Raw genomic sequence first — 18,423 nt, forward strand, 5'->3', positions numbered from 1 at the left:
AGTCGGTACCGACGATGCCGCCCCCATAGGTAATAGTAAGTATGACCGTATATATTCCGACTGAAGTATAGGTATGTGTCGGTGTCAAAGTCCCAGACTCAATGGGCGAGCCGTCTCCGAAATTCCACTCGACATCAACTATGGGGCCTCGGCCACTACCATTGAAGGTTACCGACGATCCCATGGAGACGACATAGGGACCACTGACACTGGTAAGCGACAATGATATAATAACCACGCCAGATCCGCCATACGCTCCAGAATCTGGCTCAGTATCGTATCCTCCACCACCTCCACCACCACCAGTATTTGCAGATCCATTAGTTGGAGTATACCCAGTATTGTATCCACCACCATTCCCACCTCCCCCCAATCCACCAAGACCAGCGTCACACGCATGCCAAGTCCCCCCACCCCCACCACCAGCATAATATGTAGCAACACCAGTTACCGATGAAATATAGCCATCACCCCCAGGCCCGCCATTTCCTATATAGCCACCATAACCTCCAGGGAAACCATCTTCTGGCTCGCCGCCACCACCGCCACCAGCTGCACCATTCCAACGATCATAACCAGCGCCACCAGATCCGCCTTGGCTTCCTCTGCCAGGAGAATAAGCAGTATTTCCAGGAGCACCACCTCCACATCCGCCATCATTGGGATATTGGTTCGCACTGCCACCGACACCGCCACCATATGCAACTATATCACCAAATGATGAGTCTCCACCATTCGTTCCATCAATATGACCAGAAATCCAAGATGCAGGTCTTCCACCATCTCCGACAACTACTGATATATTATCAAAAGGTGTAACATGATAACTGCTCTTGTAGACAACACCACCACCACCACCTCCTCCTCCAGCTTGTCCATATCCACCACCACCTCCTCCACCAACTACTAAGACTTCTACATTTGTAACATCTTCAGGAACCGCCCAATTCCCAGACGAATTGAATATTACAACAGTACGTACAGCGGTAGGAGTAGGAGATGGCGTAGGTGTTGGCGTCGGAGGTTCCCCATCAGTCCTGACTGTTTCCGTAATACCATAACTAATTCCGCCATCAGCATCGAGAGCATAAGCCCTAACGCGATAATTCGTTCCAGATGAAAGACCCGTTATTGACTGGTTAAAAGCCCCTACTCCGAAATCGCCATCTTCATGAACTTCATAATTAGCTTCAATACCAGGCCTTCCAGATTCACCTTCCATATAACAAAATCCAACCCTAGTAGCATTGCCGTTGTATATAGCTATGACGTTTCCATTGCCGGTAAATCCCGTTTCCGTAATTTCGGTAATAGATTCAGTAGTTACGATCGCTATTGTTGGATTGCACGCTTTGCTATTACCGGTAAGAGTTGGAGAATCAGTACAACCAGAGGTAACACTCCAACCACTAGGATTTCCTTGATAAGTATAAACACCGTCAACCTGAGTAAACAAACTCTCCGAGTATGCATCTGCAACAGGAGAGACGCCAGTCGCCGTCATTATAAGATTCTCAAGTTCTCCTTTATAACCATGCTCTAACCAAGCAGTTACATAACCTAATCCTTCTAAAAAGTAAAGAGCACAATCTATATCATTCTCTCCAGTCATATCCCACGGAAGATCATCTGGATACTGGCCCAATCCATAATATCCACCGACAGCATCCGGATAGAATAAAAACATGCCATCAGCAATATAGTCTATTCCATTATATGTAAATGCAGAGTTGGATAGGTCATACTCATATGTGTCAACATCTTCAACTAATGCCGGAGTGTCTCCAAGAGACGTCCAGCCACTGGGATCTCCTTGATATGCATAAACTGAATCCGTTGGAATGAATATGCCTTCAGAGTATGTTTCAACTGTACCAATATTTGCTTCAACAATGTCCTTCTGGCCATGCTCGTAGAAGATCACATATCCTGGCTCTTCTCCCCCACTAGAAACAAGAATGCAATCTATGTCGTTGGCTCCAGACATTGGCCAAGGATCAGAACTTGAATGTATATATCCACCTGTCTCATAAAACATGCATCCATATATACTATATTCTGTACCATTGTATGAGTATCCAGAGCAGGATAAAGTATATCTGAGAAGCCTTGGATCAGGATCAGCCTGAACATAAACTCCAGCAGACCTTAGAAATGGAATGACAACGTCATAGTTATACGCATCTAGTGGATTTCCAATTAAATTAACGCTATCTCCAGAAAAAAGCGCTCCAACGAGTGGTGACGCATCAACGATACAGCAATCATATAAGCCAAGGTCATTTACCAATCCATCGCTCATTACGGAAAAAACAGACAGATCATCGATGTTATTCTGTCCAAGAGAAAGCCTTTCTAGGCTATGTGTAAGATTCTTTATACAAGATATGTTGCTAATACTATTGTGTTGAAGATTAACATATTCTAGATTACTCAAAGAAGAGGAAGTTATAGCAGAAAAGTCGCTAATATGATTTGATGAAAGGTCAAGATCAAATAAATTCGACAATCCTATTAATGGTGATAAATCGCTAATATCATTGTCACCAAGATACAAACGTTGTAAATGCACATTGCCAGTTAAGTCTGGGATAACCGAGATATTATTTCCATTCGCAGAAATTTCCCATAAGTTCAAACCACTACACACAGATATATCACTAATATTATTATCGTCTATATAAAGAACAGCGATACCAATCAGTGCTGAAAAACTGGATATATCTTCTACATTATTACCTCTTATGCTTATGTAATTTGTGTGAGTCAATCCAGATAATGGCGAAACATTAGAAATATGATTATTATCAAGAAACAGAATATCCAAAGATGTAAGTGTAGAAAGATCTGCTGCCTCACTTATATTATTGCGGGAAATATCAAGATATGTTAAATTCGTAAGTCCATGCAATGGAGACATATCATTAATCTTATTGCCAGCAAGACAAAGATACGATAAATTCGTAAGACCAGATAATGATGATACGTCAATAATGTCATTGGATTGAATCGTTAAGTGTGTTAAAGTCCTCCAACACTCCATCCCTGTAAGGTCTGATATCCCAAGTTCCTGGTCAAGAGAAAATTCGGTAACTGCATCCAAATCAGCCTGATAAATATCAGCTGGCTCTGGAACACCCACTGCAGTTCTAACTGCTGCTTCAAGTGCTGCATCAGGAAAGATGATAGGTTCAGGTGGTGATGTAGGTTCCGCGGTTGGCGTAGGTACAGACTCTGTGGGTGTGGGGGTAGGGGTAGGAGTAGGAGTCAGTGTAGATATCAGATTCCACCCGTCCACGTTGCACTGCCCATAGTAGTTCCAGCCAGTGGCGACGACAGTACCGTCAGACTTGAGCCCTACGGTTTGATATCCGCCTGCTGCCAACTGATCAATGTTTACCCAGTCGTTCACATTGCATTGTCCCTTGTCGTTCTCTCCCGAGGCGACGACGGTGCCGTCAGACTTGAGCCCCACGGTATGCTCGTAAGCTGCTGCTATCTGAACGATGCCTGTCCATTCGCCTACGTTGCACTGACCCCAGTAGTTACTTCCCGCCACGACAACGGTGCCATTAGACTTGAGCCCTATAGTATGGGTATGACCCGCTGCCACTTGAACAATGTCTGCCCAATCGTTCACGTTGCATTCATCCTCGATGTCTCGTCCCGTGGCGACGACGGTGCCGTCAGACTTGAGCCCCACGGTATGCACAATGCCTGCTGATATTTGAACGATATCTGTCCAGTCGCTCACGTTGCATTCATCCTCGATGTCTCGTCCCGTGGCGATGACGGTGCCGTCAGACTTGAGCCCCACGGTATGACTCTCCCCTGCTGATACTTGAACGATGTCTGTCCAGTCGCTCACGTTGCACTGATGGAGGTCGTCCCTTCCAACAGCGACGACGGTGCCGTCAGACTTGAGCCCCACGGTATGCTCGTAACCCGCTGCTACCTGAACGATATCTGTCCAGTCGCTCACGTTGCACTGTCCATAGTTGTTCTCTCCCGTGGCGACGACAGTGCCGTTTGAGAAGAGCCCTGCAGTTTGATACACTCCTGCTGCCACCATCGGCGTAGTTGTAGGCATAGGTATTGGCGTAGGTGTCGGTAATTCATCATTATATACATGAATGTCGGGTGTTTGTGAAGAAGCAATGCTCGCTGCTTCTACAGGTGCAGGTGGAATAGCTTGAAGAACTACTGTCATCAGCATTAGTAGCACAAGCACTATGTTTAATATCGAACACTTCAGACAAGCCTTACCAATACTGCGACATGTTCTCATGACTGCTACCCCCTGTTAATGATCCATCTTTTAACACAAAAAGGCCTATCTCCATAAGGAGAAAGGCCTGCAATAATTCACGCTAGTTCTTCGGCAATTCAGCCATCCTATGATTAACAGGATCTGTATTTTGCGTCCCGCGATTACTCGTGGTTTGCCTTTATCGAGAACTAAAATATACTGACCGATTAACTTTGTAAGGGAAAAACTAATGGCCCACTGGAGTAATAATTTAACATACGTGAGATACTGTGTCAACACTCTTTTTTATATTATTATCTAATTTAGTCTATTTTTATCCAATTAAATCTTGTTTGCTCGGTGCGTCCTTCCATGATCAACATTGTATGGAAGGATTCACCTCGCCGAAATCTACAGGAATTGTTGAAAGTGAAGAACACCTTCAATAGCATCAAAAAGCACCATAACCCTCAAGGATGCGGTGTTACAGCGATAATCGTAATCTGATCTTTGTTTGGACCATAGAACCAGAACACCCGATAAGCCGCCGGGGTTTTCTGCTCGGCATAAGACTCGAAAATCTTCTCCCCGTTCGGCCCCTTGAGGCTGGAGAACTCGTGCGTGCGCAGGCCTGGATGACGGGGATTGGACGCAATAAATTGAAAGGTCTTTTTAACAGCTTTGTATCTTTTTGCCAGCGATGAGTCCGCTTTCAAACGCGCGTATTGATCCCTTGCGGTACCCGTCCAGAATATCTCAAACATCGTGCGATGTCCTAGAGCTTATCCGGATTCATCCTGGAAACTTTCCCCTCGCCCGCTTCCTTGATGCCTTTTTGCACCAGCTCGGACGCTTCCCGGTTAGTGTACAGCCATACCTCCGAAGCCGGGATATCCGCAAGCGGCTGCAATAAGATTTCGCCGCGATTATTCTTGAGTATGCGCACTCTGTCCAGGTCCCCCAACGCAGCACCCAGGGTCAGGCGCTTCCGCTCGTCCACCTTGCGCGTGTCGATCTCCACAAACTCCTCGTCAACTATATGAACTGTTGCTTTCATTTGCATCACCTCTCAGCTACAAACCCAATTATACCACCTTACCCATTGTGGGTCAATGGGTATTTCCCACAACTATCTATCACAAATAGTTGCTCCCAACCCGCCGTTAGTATAAACTCTTACACGGCAAACTGAACGGAAGGTCGACACAAAAATAATGGCGAATGAAGAACACCTGAAGATACTGAAGCAAGGCGTCGATGCTTGGAACCGGTGGCGCAAAGAAAACGGCGAAATAATACCCGACCTGAGACGGGCTGACATCAGCGGTGCCGAAAAACGTTTGACTATGTTAACCTCTAAGCCTATAATTCACTAAAATCACCAAGCAGTACAAAATTACACTCAAAACAGAGAGAACTAGAAGAAATGAACGACGAGACCAAGGAGTTGATTTGTGATTTCGTAGATTACCTTCTTCCTGAAATCACACCCTACGAAACCTCGCTTTACCTCTACCTATTACGACACTCCTTTCTCAAGAACGAGTCTTACCAGCTCCGGATTGGTAAGCGAACGATGGCTGACGGATATGGAAAAGGTGCCCGTGGTATTAAGACCAATTACCAACATATGACAGAGGTCATCAAGCGTCTAGAAGACCATGGTTGTATTACCATAGGAGATACAAATCGCGAAGGCACCTTGTATACAGTCATACCCCCATGTGATATCCCTTTGGTTCAACAGAAAATGGCTATAACTGTCTCACAGGTTGAAGAAGAGAATTACTTTAATGATTCATCAAAGCGTCTCGTCGTCTTCGATCGTGACAACTGGACATGTCAGTACTGCGGCGAAAAAGTCACTAAGGAAAATGCCACGCTCGATCACTATATTCCTCAAGTCAAAGGCGGGACACATGAAAAGGCAAATCTGCGGACATGTTGCCTTATCTGCAATGGAGTCAAGTCTGGCAAACCCTATGACGAAGCCGCGCCTTCCATTCTGAAAAGCATCCTAGAACGGAAACAGAGAATACAGAAATAGATTGTCGAACTAATAGTTCCAGAGCAGCTAAGGAGAAGTTTTAAGGATGCCAAAGGATTGGATAAGTGCTGGTACAACGGCCCGTGCCTGCTCGACGACAACGCGCTCATGAAGTCGGGCCCGCTTCCCGCGGAATTCCTGCGCTGCTGTAACGTTTCAGAGGAAGCAAAACAGCCGGGGAAAACCGATTCCTTTAAGATTCGCCTAGAGCAACCGGAGACGCTGGACAGGCCGATATTTTGAAAGAGGTGCAGGAGAACTTTATCCTGCCCATCCTTCCGCGGAAGGATGGGGGTGTCCCCCAACCTTATAGCCTCCTTCCGCAGAATCCTTCTAAATAGTATTATCATGGAAGAGCCAAGACTGGGGGATATCAGGGGGTTGATAGTAGACGAGATTGCCACGTCATCCTTCCGTAAACAGAGTGTATGGAATCCTTCCATAAGGCTTCTATCATGGAAGGACTCGCAATGACAATCGGAATAGAGTGGTGCAGGAGAGTCGTCTCCTGACGGGGGATATGGGGGTGTCCCCCATTTTTTACATGTCCCCCAACGTATGGGGGACTAACAGGGGGTTCGGAAATCAGCTTAATGCTGAACCGCTTGCCTTAATATTCACCGGAATCAGTTTGTTTTAACACGCGTTTTGCTGTATATTAAATTTCAGGACAGGTTTGTCAGGAGGTTCTTATGGAGCATTTCAAATCTTTAATGTATTTCCTTCTGGCCAGCATCATAGCCCTGGCGGTTATCAGTCTTATACCGGAGGACTTGGAGAGAAACGTATTAACCGGTTTTGTAGCTGTTATTGATATCGCTTTTGTGGTTGGCTGGGCAACTTTTAAGCTTAAGGGCTGAGGAATTGCAGGATTTTGCATAAACCGGTATGCCCTAACGCGACGTGACCTCAATCAAAAGAAGGCCTCATTCGTTAAACCGCTATTATAAATAACCTGTCCCATGACAGCGCCGACACAATCCGTCACCCGGCCGCATCTTACCGTCACCCATGTCTGTTGCAGGGGTGTCGCACAACCCACAACCAAACCACTTGCCCCCGTGACATTTCGGACACTTTGGCAGATCATCAGTAAAAATTCCTACTACACTATCCCTAACGACACCCTCTCCCCCACATTTTCGGCACGGCCAACCGCCCGCTCCATCGCAATACTTGCACTTCCCCTTACGCGGGTTATTCCCGTCCGGATTACATTCCGGACACGGGACCCGATCCGAATTTGTCCTGATTTCCTCAGTAGTATGCCTGCTCCTGTGCAATTCTTTCTCGGACTCAACCTCTCTATCCGGGATATTCGCCTTCTCTCCAGAAAACACGGGGCGAAGCCTATCAATACTGAGTTGCAGAGTGTCAATCTTTTGGAATAATACTTTAACATCTCCTCGTTCGATAACGAGGCTCCCCGATTGAGCTTTATTGTAGTTACACCTTTCACAGTTACCCGGCTCACTTTTATTCTTGTTGCCGCAGGAGTGACAAAATAAGGAAGGCAGTCCCTTTCCTCTTGCCGCCAGCTCTTTAGCTGTCTCAGCGCACTTGTCGCACGTCAACTTTGTCTCATCGCTGATATTTCTTTTACCACATACGGTGCAGTACCACATAACTTACCTCAAATACGGATCACGTCGTGCCCGGTGAAATATTAATCTATCTTTTCGTACGGCTTTTGTCAACCAAGATTGCTGTTCTAATGCCCGCCCTTCGATGAACCTAACCGGGATTCATAACTTCGTACAACGATAGGAATTCTTGTTTACTAATCTCCTCCAAAACGGTATCATATAGAAACCAATTTATCCAACCGTCTATTGCTTTTCCCAATCGATATCGCGCACCAAATCCAGAGAATAAATAAATGTCGTCGCAGGTACTCTATCGCAAATGGCGTCCGCAGACCCTGTCCGAGGTGGTGGGGCAGGAGCACGTGACCAAAACCCTGCTCAACGCCCTCAAGACGGAGAAGGTGGCACACGCCTACCTCTTCTGCGGGCCCAGGGGCACGGGCAAGACCAGCACAGGTCGCATCCTGGCCAAGGCCGTCAACTGCCTGAAGAGCGGCAAGGGGGAGCCCTGCAACGCCTGCCCCATGTGCCAGTCCATCACAGAGGGGCGCGCCATGGATGTCATAGAGATCGACGCCGCCTCCAACCGCGGCATCGATGAGATAAGGGAGCTGCGCGAGCGCGTGCGCTTCTCGCCCGGCGAGGCCAGGTTCAAAGTCTACATCATCGACGAGGTGCACATGCTCACCGACGCGGCGGCCAACGCCCTGCTAAAGACGCTGGAGGAGCCGCCGCCTCATGCCTTATTTATTTTAGCGACCACAGAGACGCACAAGGTGCCGCTCACGATTCTGTCGCGCTGCCAGCGCTTCGACTTCCGCCGCATCCCGCAGGCGGCCATGACCAAACGGCTGGCCGAGGTCTGTAAGAGCGAAGGCATACAGATCGATGAAGCGGCGCTAAATATCATAAGCCGCAGCGCCACCGGCTCCATGCGAGACGCCGAGAATCTGCTGGAGCAGCTGGCGGCGCAATACGGGAGCAACATAGGGCTGGACGAGGTCAGGGCCATGCTAGGCATCAGCGGAGACATCCGGGCGAGAGAGCTTGCCAGACATCTAATTAATAGCGACCTGACTGCGGGTCTTTATACTATATATGCCATCACCCAGGACGGAGTGGACCTCAAGCAGTTCTGCCGCGAACTGGTGGAGTACCTTCGCGGACTAATCCTCCTGAAGGGAGAGGCCGAAACGGCTGTGAACGCGCCCAAGGAGATCGTCGCCGATATGAAAAAGCTGGCGGAGAATGCCACGATGCTGCAGTTATCGAAAGCGGCCCGGTTGTTCCGCGAGGTGGAGATGCAGTGCGACGGCTTCTCATCGCTGCCCATGGAGCTGGCGCTCGTCGAGTGCACGGTCAAAGCCCGGGACGACCGTGCCGCCCGCGCGGCGCCCGTTGCCGAGAAAACCGAGGCGCCGGCGCCCAGGACGGAGAAGCCAATATCGACTCCAGCGCCCGAAGCGCCTGTAGCGGAAAAGCCGAGCATCGCGCCCCGCCGAGAGAAGGCAACAAAACCAGCCGACATCACCCCTGTAGGAGCGATTCATGAATCGCCACCGTCAGAAACGCTCGACGCCACCCCGATAGAGACGCCTAAAGAATCGCCCTCGCCCGACATACCCGATGATATCGACGAACCGGAGGAACAGGAAACAGAGACCGATATGACGGTTACCGCCGCATCGATGGAAAAAGAGCCGGCCGGCCCAATTACCATCGAGGTACTGCGCAGGCGCTGGGGCGAGGTGATCAAGGCGACGAAGGGAATGGGCTCGCGCGGCAATCTGGACGCATTGCTCAGAAGCGCCTGTGAGCCGGTGTCGGTTAAGGATGACGTTATCGAACTGGGGTTCTACTACGAGTTCCACAAGGAGAAGATAGAGGACCCCAAGTACCGCCATATGGTAGAGGCCAAGGTCAAAGAGATATTCGGCAGCCCGTATAAGCTGCGCTGCATCATCGTGGAAAAGAAGGAAAAGCCTAAGAGCTATCTCGTGGATGAAGCGCTTAAGATGGGGGCACTGCCTGTTGACGAGGAGTACGAATAATGGACATGCAAAAGATGATCAAACAGGCCCAGCAGATGCAGGCCAAGATGGAGAAAGCCCATCAGGAACTGGAGAACGAAATCCTGGAGATCAGCTCCGGCGGCGGCGCCGTGACGATAGTCATCACCGGCCACCAGCAGATAAGATCGGTTAAGATCGCGCCCGAGGCCGCTTCCGATATAGAGATGCTGCAGGACCTGGTGCTGACGGCGGTTAACGAAGCCGTGAAGAAATCGCAGGAGCTGGCGGCAAGCCGTATCAATGCCATCACCGCCGGCATGAATATACCGGGCCTTACTTAAACAACGGGAGGCTTTTGCTTGGATCTTGACTACGTGCCGACCGCGCAGCCCGTTTCGCGGCTCATAGATGAGTTTCACAAGCTGCCGGGCATCGGGCCAAAGACCGCCCAGCGGCTGACCTACCATCTCATCCGCATGCCCGAGGAGGAGGCCCGCTCCCTGGCCGAGGCCATCTTGGCCATCAAAGACAAGATAATCCTCTGTTCAACCTGCCAGAACATCACCGACCAGGACCCATGCGTGTTCTGCCGCGGCAGCAAGCGCGACCGCAGCAAGATATGCGTCGTCGCCGAGCCCCTCGATATCCTGCCACTGGAGCGCACCGGCGGATATAAAGGTCTATATCACGTACTGCACGGAGTAATCTCGCCAGCCGACGGCATCGGACCGGATGAGCTGAAGATGCGCGAACTGCTCGAACGGCTCAAGAGTGATGAGGTAAAAGAAGTCATATTAGCGACGAATCCCAACCTTGAGGGCGAGGCCACAGCGATGTACATCCATCGGCTCATCAGCCCGCTCGGAATAAAGGTCACCCGGCTCGCCAGGGGCCTGCCCTTCGGCGCCGACCTGGAATACGCCGACGAGGTTACGCTGACGAGGGCGCTCGAAAATAGACAGGAGATATAAGAGGGGCTTAATGCTATTAGCATCCATATTTGCAATCATCGTAGGTGTAATGATGATAGCGCAATGGACGATAACGATAGCTAAAAAGCGCGTCCCCAGCCTGGAAGACGATGCGACCGCGGGCAGAGGCCTGATCGAGATGCGCTTCCACTGGGCAGCCGAGTTCCTGACCGCCACCCTGCTCATTGTCGGCGGTATCGCTCTTCTGCTCGATTTCGACTGGGCGGAAAATGTTTATCTCGTTTCCATCGGCATGCTCATCTACACCGTCATAAACAGCCCGGGCTACTTCGCCCAGCAGCGTAAGTGGCCGATGGTGGGTATGTTCGCAACGATCTTCGCGCTCTCCATAGTCAGCGTGGTTCTCGTTCTCACTTAGGGTAGCTTGGTTGGAAGCGTTTAAAAGATGTGTCCTTCCATATTTCTGAATATCATGGAAGGACCGGGGCTTTAGGAGGTGTCTCCTATCTTTTTTAAATTCCCCGTAGGGGCGAACCTTTGTGTTCGCCCTATCTCGAAGTTGAATCGGGGGATAACAGGGGGTTGATGAACTTGAAACTACAAACTCTAATCGCAATATCGCTGCTGCTGCCGCTGCCGCTGCTAATCGCCTCCGCCTGCTCCAGCCCCAACAAGCCGCCGACGGCCTATATCGATTCCATTTCACCATCGAACCCGCAAACCGGACAAACCGTCGTATTTACCGGCCACGGCAGCGACGAAGATGGCAACATCGCCGGCTACGAGTGGCGCTCCAGCATCGACGGCGCGCTGGGCAATGGATCGACGCTAAGCATCGACACGCTCTCGGAAGGTCAGCATACTATATCGCTAAAGGTCTGCGACGACGACGGTGCGTGCTCCCAGGAGGAATCGGCGACGCTGGTCGTCTCCAACGCGCCCCTGGACGAGCAAGCGGCGGCCAATGCCGTAATCGACTACATCATCGAGCCGATGAACTTCGACGGGCCGATAATCGGCTTCAAGCTCGATGACACTCTGAAGCCGGGGGACACGATAGCGCCATACGATGGGGAAAAGCAGGTGATCGACGAGGAGAGCTATTTTTATTTCATCGACCTGCATCCCGAAACATTCTATGCCCACGACGTGCTCTTCGTCTTAGTCGGAAAGGACAGCGGTGAAATCAGCGTTTCGACAGAGTCGTGGTGGCCGCTGATAAACGGCCGGGCGCCGGGCTACGTCGACGACGAGGAGGAGTACTGGGACGAGGACAACCGGTTCTACAGCGCGGACGTCGCGCGTCCGTATTCGGAAGATATCGTCACACCGCAGGTGCAGGTGCCGCAGCAGCATCAGTGGCGCGAGGCATCGGTAATAGTGGAAGGCATAATAGACGGAGAGGCGCTTAGATGGGACGGGCTCATGAGCGCCTGGCAGATGTCGGTGCTGTTCGACTATTACATCACGCCGGGCGAAACCTACGAGGTCGCCGACCCCGATAACACGCCCGATGACCTGTTTTCCCTTCTCGACGACCTATGCGCCGACGGATACGACTATATCACCATCTATCTGATCGGCCATGGCAACATAGACCTTATCGTGCTGGGCGGCTCGGTCTTGTACGCCGACGACCTGGTCGATTTCATCGAGGGGCATCCTGGAACGACGTTCAGTATATTACTGGAGTCCTGCCACATCGGCAGCTTCATCGACGACCTGAGCGAGCTCTCAAACGTCAAGCTGGTGCTCACGGCCACCAGTTCCCTGTTCCCGGCCAAGGGCGATGTCGACACGGACAGCGACCCGAACCCGGAGGACAGCGGCGCGGAATGGACCAGCAGCATGTACGCCAGCGTGTGCGAGCAGCTTGCACCGGAGAACTGGGACGATATCTGCTATGAGGCCAACCGACTGACCGTGCCGCCCAGCGTGGTGCTGCTCCTGACGGCGTTCAACAACGCCGGCGACAGCGACAGCCGCGATCTGGACGCCGGTTACATCGAGGGCATGGAGTTCCCCCACGCATGGTCGCCGTTGGAAGCATACTGCACGCTCTGGGAGGATCCCCCGCCCGACGGCGAGGCGCTGCTGCTCCCCGACGCCGCGAACTCGGGATACGTGACCTCATCTGGAACGGTGGTCACCGGCCTCAGCGAACACAGCGGCAACCTGTGGTTCGGCTACGATGACACCCAGAGATACTTCTTCAGCTTCACCCTCCCCGACGATGTCCCCGATGGAAGCACCGTTCTTGCCGCCTATATATACGTAAATATTTGGCCGGAGTTATCGTGCAGCGAGGGCCCCGTCGGTGATTTAATCATCGAGCGTCTTTCATACGGCACACTCGACCCCGGCGACTTCGGCGCGCCCGGCGAAGAGGTCGTCAATAGCAGGGAGATAAATTGTTACGGCTATCATTCCAGGCATGAGTTTTGGGTACATTCTGTGGACGATATGCAGGAGGCTATAGACAGCCATCAGAACGAAATGCAATTCCGCTTTAAGCTAGCCAGCGACTCCGAGGTCAAGACCATAGCCCCGGATATAACGATTTATTACGAAGTGAGGTGATATCGACTACCGTAGGGGCGATTCGCGAATCGCCTTTTATCCTAGTCTGATACGAACGACCGAGATCCCGACTCTTCCGGACGGAACTCTATCGCAAGGAGGGTCTGATGCAAGAAGACGAAAGACGGAAAACGGAGCGCGGCGAGGTCGCCAGGAAAAGCTACAACCGATTGAGCCGCTGGTACGATCTGCTGTCGAACGGATTTGAAAGCAGCCTCAGAAGCAGCGCACTCAAGCTCATCGACGCCAAAGAGGGAGAGACCTTGCTGGAGATCGGATTCGGCACAGGCCATTGCATCGTCGCGCTGGCTCGATCGGTGGGACGCTCCGGCATGGTATACGGCATCGACATCTCGGATGGTATGTGGCGAATCGCAAACGGCAGGGTACGCAAGTCGGGACTCAACGACAGGGTCTATCTGGAACGCGGCGATGCCATGCAGCTCCCTTTCAAGGACGAACTATTCGACGCCGTATTCATGAGCTTCACCGTGGAGCTGTTCCACTCTACGGAGATACCCGCGGTTCTGAGCCAGTGCCGCAGGGTTCTCAAGAACGACGGCCGGATATGCGTAGCGTCCCTATCGAAGAAAGAAGAGCCCGGATTCATGATCAAGCTCTACCTCTGGGCGCATCACAAGTTTCCCGGCATAGTCGACTGCCGCCCTATCTACGTGCAGGACGATTTAGAGGAAGCGGGTTTCCTTACGTCGAAAAGCATTCGAATAAAAAAACTTGGGCTGCCCGTCGAGATCGTACTGGCTAAGAAATCCGGCGCGGTGCCGGCACAGAGCGAGCCCGCGGCAGCGGAGTTGCAGCCAACGGCTTAGCCCCTTCGATTGACTTTACCCGCATTCATGCTAAACTTCATACAATCGGAATGGAGGTTATGGTATGAGCGACATAGAAATAATCGAGTCCAAACCGGCCCCCGACTTCGAGCTCGCAGACAGCGAAGGCCGCAAAGTCAGGCTTTCGTCGTACAAAGGCGACAAAAACTTAGTCCTCATTTTCAATCGCGGCTTCGTCTGACCGTACTGCCGAAAGCATATGGCGCAGTTGCGCCAGGAGTATCAAGAGTTCGTGAAAAGGGACGCCGAGGTCATAGCCATAGGCCCGGAGAACCCCAAGGCTTTCGCGGATTGGTGGCGCGGCCATGATATGCCGTTCATCGGTTTGCCCGACCCTGAACACAGCGTGTCCAAGCTGTACGGGCAGCAGGTCAAGATATTCAAGCTGGGGCGCATGCCGGCGCAGCTGATAATAGATAAAAAGGGCATGATACGTTATAAGCACTACGGCAATTCAATGTCGGACATAGCTGAAAACAGCGAACTGCTCTCTAAACTCGACGAACTTAACATGGAAAAAGCGTAATTAGCGATTCAAGAACTATCGACGATTGGCTCGGAAGAGTTATATCCTAAAGGGGGAGCCGGGTGTGGCCGTAGGGGCTTGATTAATCAAGCCCTCATAGAAATTTTTTATAGCAGCGAATCTTGTACCCGCCCTATCTCGAAGTTGAATTGGGGGATACAGGGGATTGATTATCTGGTAAACGACCCTCTTTGGCCCGCCAATGGTTAATGGATAATTTCATATGGTAAAAAAACGAACTGCCAAGGTCGCGATCTTTGTGCACGGCTGGGATGCTACAAGCGCCGTCTGGAAACAGCCTAAAAGCAATCCTAACGCCATTAAACGCCTTTTCGAGGATAGGGGCTACCTGGTACATCAGCCGGACCTGCCAGGCAAGTTTATGGCCCATAACAAAGATTTCTACTACTACGCGAAATTCCTGGCGAAAGAGGTTGAAGCTTACGCCCTGCCGGAAGGGCTGTCGCCTAAAGACGAGGGCTGGGCTGACGAGGTGAACCTTGTATGCCACAGCATGGGAGGCATCGTGGCCCTGCTCTACCTCAGGGACGAAATCGGCAACCCGGAGGCGAAGCAGAAGATAACGCGGGTAATAACTATGGCGACGCCGTTCCACGGCACCACCATACCGATAAAACAGATAGCGCACGTGCTCATGCCCGGCATCGGAGATATAACTTTCGATGCCTTCATGAATCGCGCCGCCGTTTGCTATCAGCAGGCGCAGCTGGCCGGACCATTCATGCGCCGATTGCACTCGCTGCCGGAGCGCACGCCGCATGTAAAATTTCACAGTATCTGGACCCGCGGCGATGTTGTGGTAGCGCCGAACCACACGGCGGTGCTGGAAGGCGCCAGCAACTATTATCTCGACACATCCAGCATCGGGCACGCCGACATCATGTGGAATAAGGAAACCCTGCATATCATTAAGAATATCCTGCATGATAAGATATCGCCGTCGGGGCTCCAGACATACCCTCCGGCGGATACGGGCGACGATCACCCGCATCAGTGGTTCCCCGCATCGGGCACCGACGATACCACGCCGGTCTGGTCCGCGGGGGAGAAGCGCTATTTCTTATGGAGATGCCGCAACGGCGGTTGCAACGCTTCGGAGATCTCCATCAACCGGCCGCGATTGAAGGGATGTTCTATAGGCCAGGTCGATGAGAAGTACCGCTGGCACAGATGGCAGTCGACGGGACTGAAACGCTACCGCTGCAGCAGATGCCAACTGACGGTGAGGGCAGCGGTCAAACCGTCGTCTACGGAAAGCCCGGAATGCATGAAAAACGGAAAGGCCGGCAAACACAAGTGGACGCTGGCATCACAGCAATGGGTCTGCAAGAACGAGAGTGACGGAAGTAAATGCGGAAAAACAGAATGGAGCCGGTTCACGCCCGGCCTGCTCGGCTGCCGTGTCGGCCGGACAAGATCCATGGCACATCTCTGGTACAAAACGGAGCCGAGGTTCCAATATATGTTCAGGTGTACGGCGTGTCGAAAAACTGTATGGCATTCAGACCCGCCGCCGGAAAAGCTAAGCAAGGTGTAATCCCTTAGTGAAAACGCAGGGACATCGGTTGACCTGCCTCTCGCGACGACCAAAGCATGGTAGGCCTACAGAGAATTAACCTGTACTTTACAGCCAAATCCCTATAATATATACGATATAACTATATTCTTTATGCGATACGACGAGATAATACGTAAACTACAGAAGTTATCGAATCCGAAGTCTGTGGCAGGAATGGCTAGATACGGAATAAAACCTGCGAAAGCCTACGGGGTATCGATCCCTGACCTGAGAGCCATCGCAAAGGAGATCGGCACGGATCACGAACTGGCCTTAGAGCTATGGCGTTCCGGCATACACGAGGCGCGTATAATCGCCGGCATGATAGCCGACCCCGATAGAACTACGGAGAAACTGATCGACTCATGGGTCAGTGATTTCGATTCGTGGGACATTTGCGATCAGTGCTGCATGAACCTGTTCAGAAGCACCAAATTCGCCTATGGGAAAGCCGTTGAGTGGAGCGCCAACGAAAAAGAATACATCAAAAGGGCCGGCTTCGTCATGATGGCCTGCCTGGCAGTCGGAGATAAGAAGGCCGGCGACGAAAAATTTCTGGAGTTCCTTCCTATAATCGAGCGGGAAGCTGGCGACAGTAGAAACTACGTGCAAAAAGCGGTAAACTGGGCACTGAGGCAAATCGGCAAGCGCAACGCCGTACTAAATAAAAAAGCTATCGAGACAGCAGAGGAGATACAGAAGATGAGCATGCGCAGCGCCAAGTGGATTGCATCCGACGCCTTGCGCGAATTGAAAAGCGAAGCGGTGCAGGCGAGGTTGAAAGGCTAATAGCTATAAATCATAAACGAGGAATTAGATAAACGATGTCCAAGAAAAAGAAAAACGAATCCAAATCAGGAAGTTTCCAGAAACTTAAAGTTAAATACAAAGTTGAGTACGAAGCGACAATTTCAAACGTTCAAAAACGATACCCAAAATGGAAAATATTCGCATTAGGCGCGGTTGTAGTAATCGCAATCGTAGTAGGATTAGCGATTGGATTACAGCCGTCCAACGAAGCAACGACGGCGCGCGACGGCGACGCGGTGAAAGTAGCCTATACCGGCAGCTACGATAACGGCTCGGTATTCGACTCCGCAAACGCCAGCGCCCCATTAGAATTCACCATCGGCAACAGCAGCATGATACCCGGCTTCGTGAAAGGCGTCATAGGCATGAGCGTGGACCAGACGAAGACGATTCGCTTGGCGCCTGAGGATGCCTACGGCCCGGCGGAGTTCATAGAAAGTCTTGACTCTTTCCCGCCTAACACTAATGTCGCTGTCGGACAATATTATAGTATTACACGTGATGGGGTATACATCGAGGCGCGGGTTGCTGCAGTAGAAGGCGACACCATAACTATGCAAAATCTGAATAAAATGGCCGGGCAGTATCTGAACTTCGAGATAACGCTAGTCGAATTGATAAAGGCGGGGCAGCCTGCCACAAATACGAGCGGTTGAGCTTTGCTTCGACATTACAAGAACATATAACACTTGAGCGCTACGGAGGGAACTGAGTGAAAATAAAAAGATCGACTGAACAAATTCTGAAAGTGCTATTTATAGTATCGATAGCATGTATTTCTATGCTGAGCGCCTGCTCCAGCGAAGCAGCTACAGCTAAGGAGGGAGACACCGTAAAGGTTCTTTACGTCGGTACCTACGAAAACGGCTCAGTGTTCGATTCGTCGGAGTTGCATGGCGGCGACCCGCTGGAGTTTACAATTGGCGAAGGAAGATTGCTCCCCGATTTTGAACAGGCCGTCATAGGACTGGCCGAGAGCGAGTCCTCTGACGTAAGCATCTCAGCCGAAGATGGATACGGCCCTCTTGAAGTGGTACTTACCCTGGAATCGGGAGCGGAACCGCCCGTCCTTGGCCAGCAGTATCAAGTACAGTTAACAAATGGTAAGGTCATCATCGCCGTAGTCACCAACGTGTCGGAGACAAACGTCACTTTCCTTAATACTCATCAACTAGCCGGCCAGAATTTGAACTTTGAAATAACGCTGGTGGAAATAGTATCCACTGAATAATCAAACGAGCTTATATTTTT

Annotated in this window: 18 protein-coding genes, 2 pseudogenes and 1 riboswitch; of the genes and pseudogenes, 16 read left to right on the top strand and 4 right to left on the bottom strand. The window is 51.1% G+C overall.

Features of this window, described 5'->3' with window-relative positions; all coding sequences use genetic code 11:
- Nucleotides 1-489 precede the first annotated feature (489 nt).
- The 4 genes and pseudogenes from WC562_03280 to WC562_03295 form a co-directional block, all read right to left on the bottom strand.
- Nucleotides 490-684 carry a hypothetical protein gene (locus WC562_03280; protein ID MFA5055182.1) on the bottom strand — a complete coding sequence of 65 codons (195 nt, stop codon included), beginning with the start codon at nt 682-684 and terminating at the stop codon, nt 490-492.
- Between the two features lie 2,662 nt (nt 685-3,346).
- A pseudogene (locus WC562_03285) lies at nt 3,347-4,288 on the bottom strand (hypothetical protein).
- Nucleotides 4,289-4,377: 89 nt separating this feature from the next.
- A riboswitch (cyclic di-GMP riboswitch) is annotated at nt 4,378-4,457 on the bottom strand.
- A 262-nt stretch (nt 4,458-4,719) separates the two neighbouring features.
- On the bottom strand, nt 4,720-5,013 hold the full coding sequence (locus WC562_03290; GenBank protein MFA5055183.1) for a hypothetical protein: 294 nt from the start codon (nt 5,011-5,013) through the stop codon (nt 4,720-4,722).
- Between the two features lie 11 nt (nt 5,014-5,024).
- The gene (locus tag WC562_03295) at nt 5,025-5,306 is read right to left on the bottom strand and encodes a hypothetical protein (protein MFA5055184.1); all 282 of its coding nucleotides are present in this window, start codon (nt 5,304-5,306) and stop codon (nt 5,025-5,027) included.
- A 157-nt stretch (nt 5,307-5,463) separates the two neighbouring features.
- Between WC562_03295 and WC562_03300 the strand changes: the two genes are divergently transcribed.
- The 16 genes and pseudogenes from WC562_03300 (at nt 5,464) to WC562_03375 (ending at nt 18,403) form a co-directional block, all read left to right on the top strand.
- Nucleotides 5,464-5,625: a hypothetical protein gene (locus WC562_03300; GenBank protein ID MFA5055185.1), complete on the top strand. Its 162-nt coding sequence runs from the start codon at nt 5,464-5,466 to the stop codon at nt 5,623-5,625.
- A gap of 50 nt (nt 5,626-5,675) precedes the next feature.
- On the top strand, nt 5,676-6,296 hold the full coding sequence (locus WC562_03305; protein ID MFA5055186.1) for an HNH endonuclease: 621 nt from the start codon (nt 5,676-5,678) through the stop codon (nt 6,294-6,296).
- 57 nt (nt 6,297-6,353) lie between these two features.
- Complete coding sequence (locus WC562_03310; GenBank protein MFA5055187.1) at nt 6,354-6,539, top strand: hypothetical protein; 186 nt, start codon at nt 6,354-6,356, stop codon at nt 6,537-6,539.
- Between the two features lie 449 nt (nt 6,540-6,988).
- On the top strand, nt 6,989-7,156 hold the full coding sequence (locus WC562_03315; protein ID MFA5055188.1) for a hypothetical protein: 168 nt from the start codon (nt 6,989-6,991) through the stop codon (nt 7,154-7,156).
- Between the two features lie 1,019 nt (nt 7,157-8,175).
- Nucleotides 8,176-9,933, top strand: coding sequence for a DNA polymerase III subunit gamma/tau (gene dnaX, locus WC562_03320; protein MFA5055189.1), 1,758 nt, complete (start codon nt 8,176-8,178; stop codon nt 9,931-9,933).
- The gene (locus WC562_03325; GenBank protein MFA5055190.1) at nt 9,933-10,235 is read left to right on the top strand and encodes a YbaB/EbfC family nucleoid-associated protein; all 303 of its coding nucleotides are present in this window, start codon (nt 9,933-9,935) and stop codon (nt 10,233-10,235) included. The genes dnaX and WC562_03325 overlap by 1 nt, the downstream gene beginning before the upstream one ends.
- Before the next feature lie 18 nt (nt 10,236-10,253).
- Complete coding sequence (gene recR / locus WC562_03330) at nt 10,254-10,865, top strand: recombination mediator RecR (protein MFA5055191.1); 612 nt, start codon at nt 10,254-10,256, stop codon at nt 10,863-10,865.
- 10 nt (nt 10,866-10,875) lie between these two features.
- A complete protein-coding gene (locus tag WC562_03335; GenBank protein ID MFA5055192.1) occupies nt 10,876-11,244 on the top strand; it encodes a hypothetical protein in 369 nt (122 codons plus the stop codon).
- A 173-nt stretch (nt 11,245-11,417) separates the two neighbouring features.
- Nucleotides 11,418-13,406 (top strand): PKD domain-containing protein, encoded by a 1,989-nt coding sequence (locus WC562_03340; protein ID MFA5055193.1) that lies wholly within the window; start codon nt 11,418-11,420, stop codon nt 13,404-13,406.
- A 107-nt stretch (nt 13,407-13,513) separates the two neighbouring features.
- Entirely contained in the window at nt 13,514-14,236 is a 723-nt protein-coding gene (locus tag WC562_03345; protein ID MFA5055194.1) for a class I SAM-dependent methyltransferase, read from the top strand.
- Between the two features lie 64 nt (nt 14,237-14,300).
- Nucleotides 14,301-14,438, top strand: a complete 138-nt coding sequence (locus tag WC562_03350; GenBank protein MFA5055195.1) for a redoxin domain-containing protein — start codon at nt 14,301-14,303, stop codon at nt 14,436-14,438.
- A gap of 12 nt (nt 14,439-14,450) precedes the next feature.
- A pseudogene (locus WC562_03355) lies at nt 14,451-14,783 on the top strand (redoxin domain-containing protein).
- Between the two features lie 223 nt (nt 14,784-15,006).
- Nucleotides 15,007-16,341, top strand: a complete 1,335-nt coding sequence (locus WC562_03360; protein ID MFA5055196.1) for a hypothetical protein — start codon at nt 15,007-15,009, stop codon at nt 16,339-16,341.
- A 195-nt stretch (nt 16,342-16,536) separates the two neighbouring features.
- Complete coding sequence (locus tag WC562_03365; GenBank protein MFA5055197.1) at nt 16,537-17,151, top strand: DNA alkylation repair protein; 615 nt, start codon at nt 16,537-16,539, stop codon at nt 17,149-17,151.
- A gap of 35 nt (nt 17,152-17,186) precedes the next feature.
- Nucleotides 17,187-17,828 carry an FKBP-type peptidyl-prolyl cis-trans isomerase gene (locus tag WC562_03370; GenBank protein MFA5055198.1) on the top strand — a complete coding sequence of 214 codons (642 nt, stop codon included), beginning with the start codon at nt 17,187-17,189 and terminating at the stop codon, nt 17,826-17,828.
- Between the two features lie 56 nt (nt 17,829-17,884).
- The gene (locus WC562_03375) at nt 17,885-18,403 is read left to right on the top strand and encodes an FKBP-type peptidyl-prolyl cis-trans isomerase (GenBank protein ID MFA5055199.1); all 519 of its coding nucleotides are present in this window, start codon (nt 17,885-17,887) and stop codon (nt 18,401-18,403) included.
- Nucleotides 18,404-18,423: the final 20 nt, after the last annotated feature.

The sequence above is a fragment of the Dehalococcoidia bacterium genome, from assembly GCA_041649635.1.
Lineage (GTDB): Bacteria > Chloroflexota > Dehalococcoidia > E44-bin15 > E44-bin15 > JAYEHL01.

Excerpts from the sequence above, each read along its gene's own strand:
- WC562_03290 (MFA5055183.1), bottom strand. The coding sequence starts at position 5,013 with ATGTTTGAGATATTCTGGACGGGTACCGCAAGGGATCAATACGCGCGT.
- WC562_03295 (MFA5055184.1), bottom strand. The coding sequence starts at position 5,306 with ATGAAAGCAACAGTTCATATAGTTGACGAGGAGTTTGTGGAGATCGAC.
- WC562_03300 (MFA5055185.1), top strand. The coding sequence starts at position 5,464 with ATGGCGAATGAAGAACACCTGAAGATACTGAAGCAAGGCGTCGATGCT.
- WC562_03305 (MFA5055186.1), top strand. The coding sequence starts at position 5,676 with ATGAACGACGAGACCAAGGAGTTGATTTGTGATTTCGTAGATTACCTT.
- WC562_03315 (MFA5055188.1), top strand. The coding sequence starts at position 6,989 with ATGGAGCATTTCAAATCTTTAATGTATTTCCTTCTGGCCAGCATCATA.
- dnaX (MFA5055189.1), top strand. The coding sequence starts at position 8,176 with ATGTCGTCGCAGGTACTCTATCGCAAATGGCGTCCGCAGACCCTGTCC.
- WC562_03325 (MFA5055190.1), top strand. The coding sequence starts at position 9,933 with ATGGACATGCAAAAGATGATCAAACAGGCCCAGCAGATGCAGGCCAAG.
- WC562_03335 (MFA5055192.1), top strand. The coding sequence starts at position 10,876 with ATGCTATTAGCATCCATATTTGCAATCATCGTAGGTGTAATGATGATA.
- WC562_03345 (MFA5055194.1), top strand. The coding sequence starts at position 13,514 with ATGCAAGAAGACGAAAGACGGAAAACGGAGCGCGGCGAGGTCGCCAGG.
- WC562_03350 (MFA5055195.1), top strand. The coding sequence starts at position 14,301 with ATGAGCGACATAGAAATAATCGAGTCCAAACCGGCCCCCGACTTCGAG.
- WC562_03360 (MFA5055196.1), top strand. The coding sequence starts at position 15,007 with ATGGTAAAAAAACGAACTGCCAAGGTCGCGATCTTTGTGCACGGCTGG.
- WC562_03365 (MFA5055197.1), top strand. The coding sequence starts at position 16,537 with ATGGCTAGATACGGAATAAAACCTGCGAAAGCCTACGGGGTATCGATC.
- WC562_03370 (MFA5055198.1), top strand. The coding sequence starts at position 17,187 with ATGTCCAAGAAAAAGAAAAACGAATCCAAATCAGGAAGTTTCCAGAAA.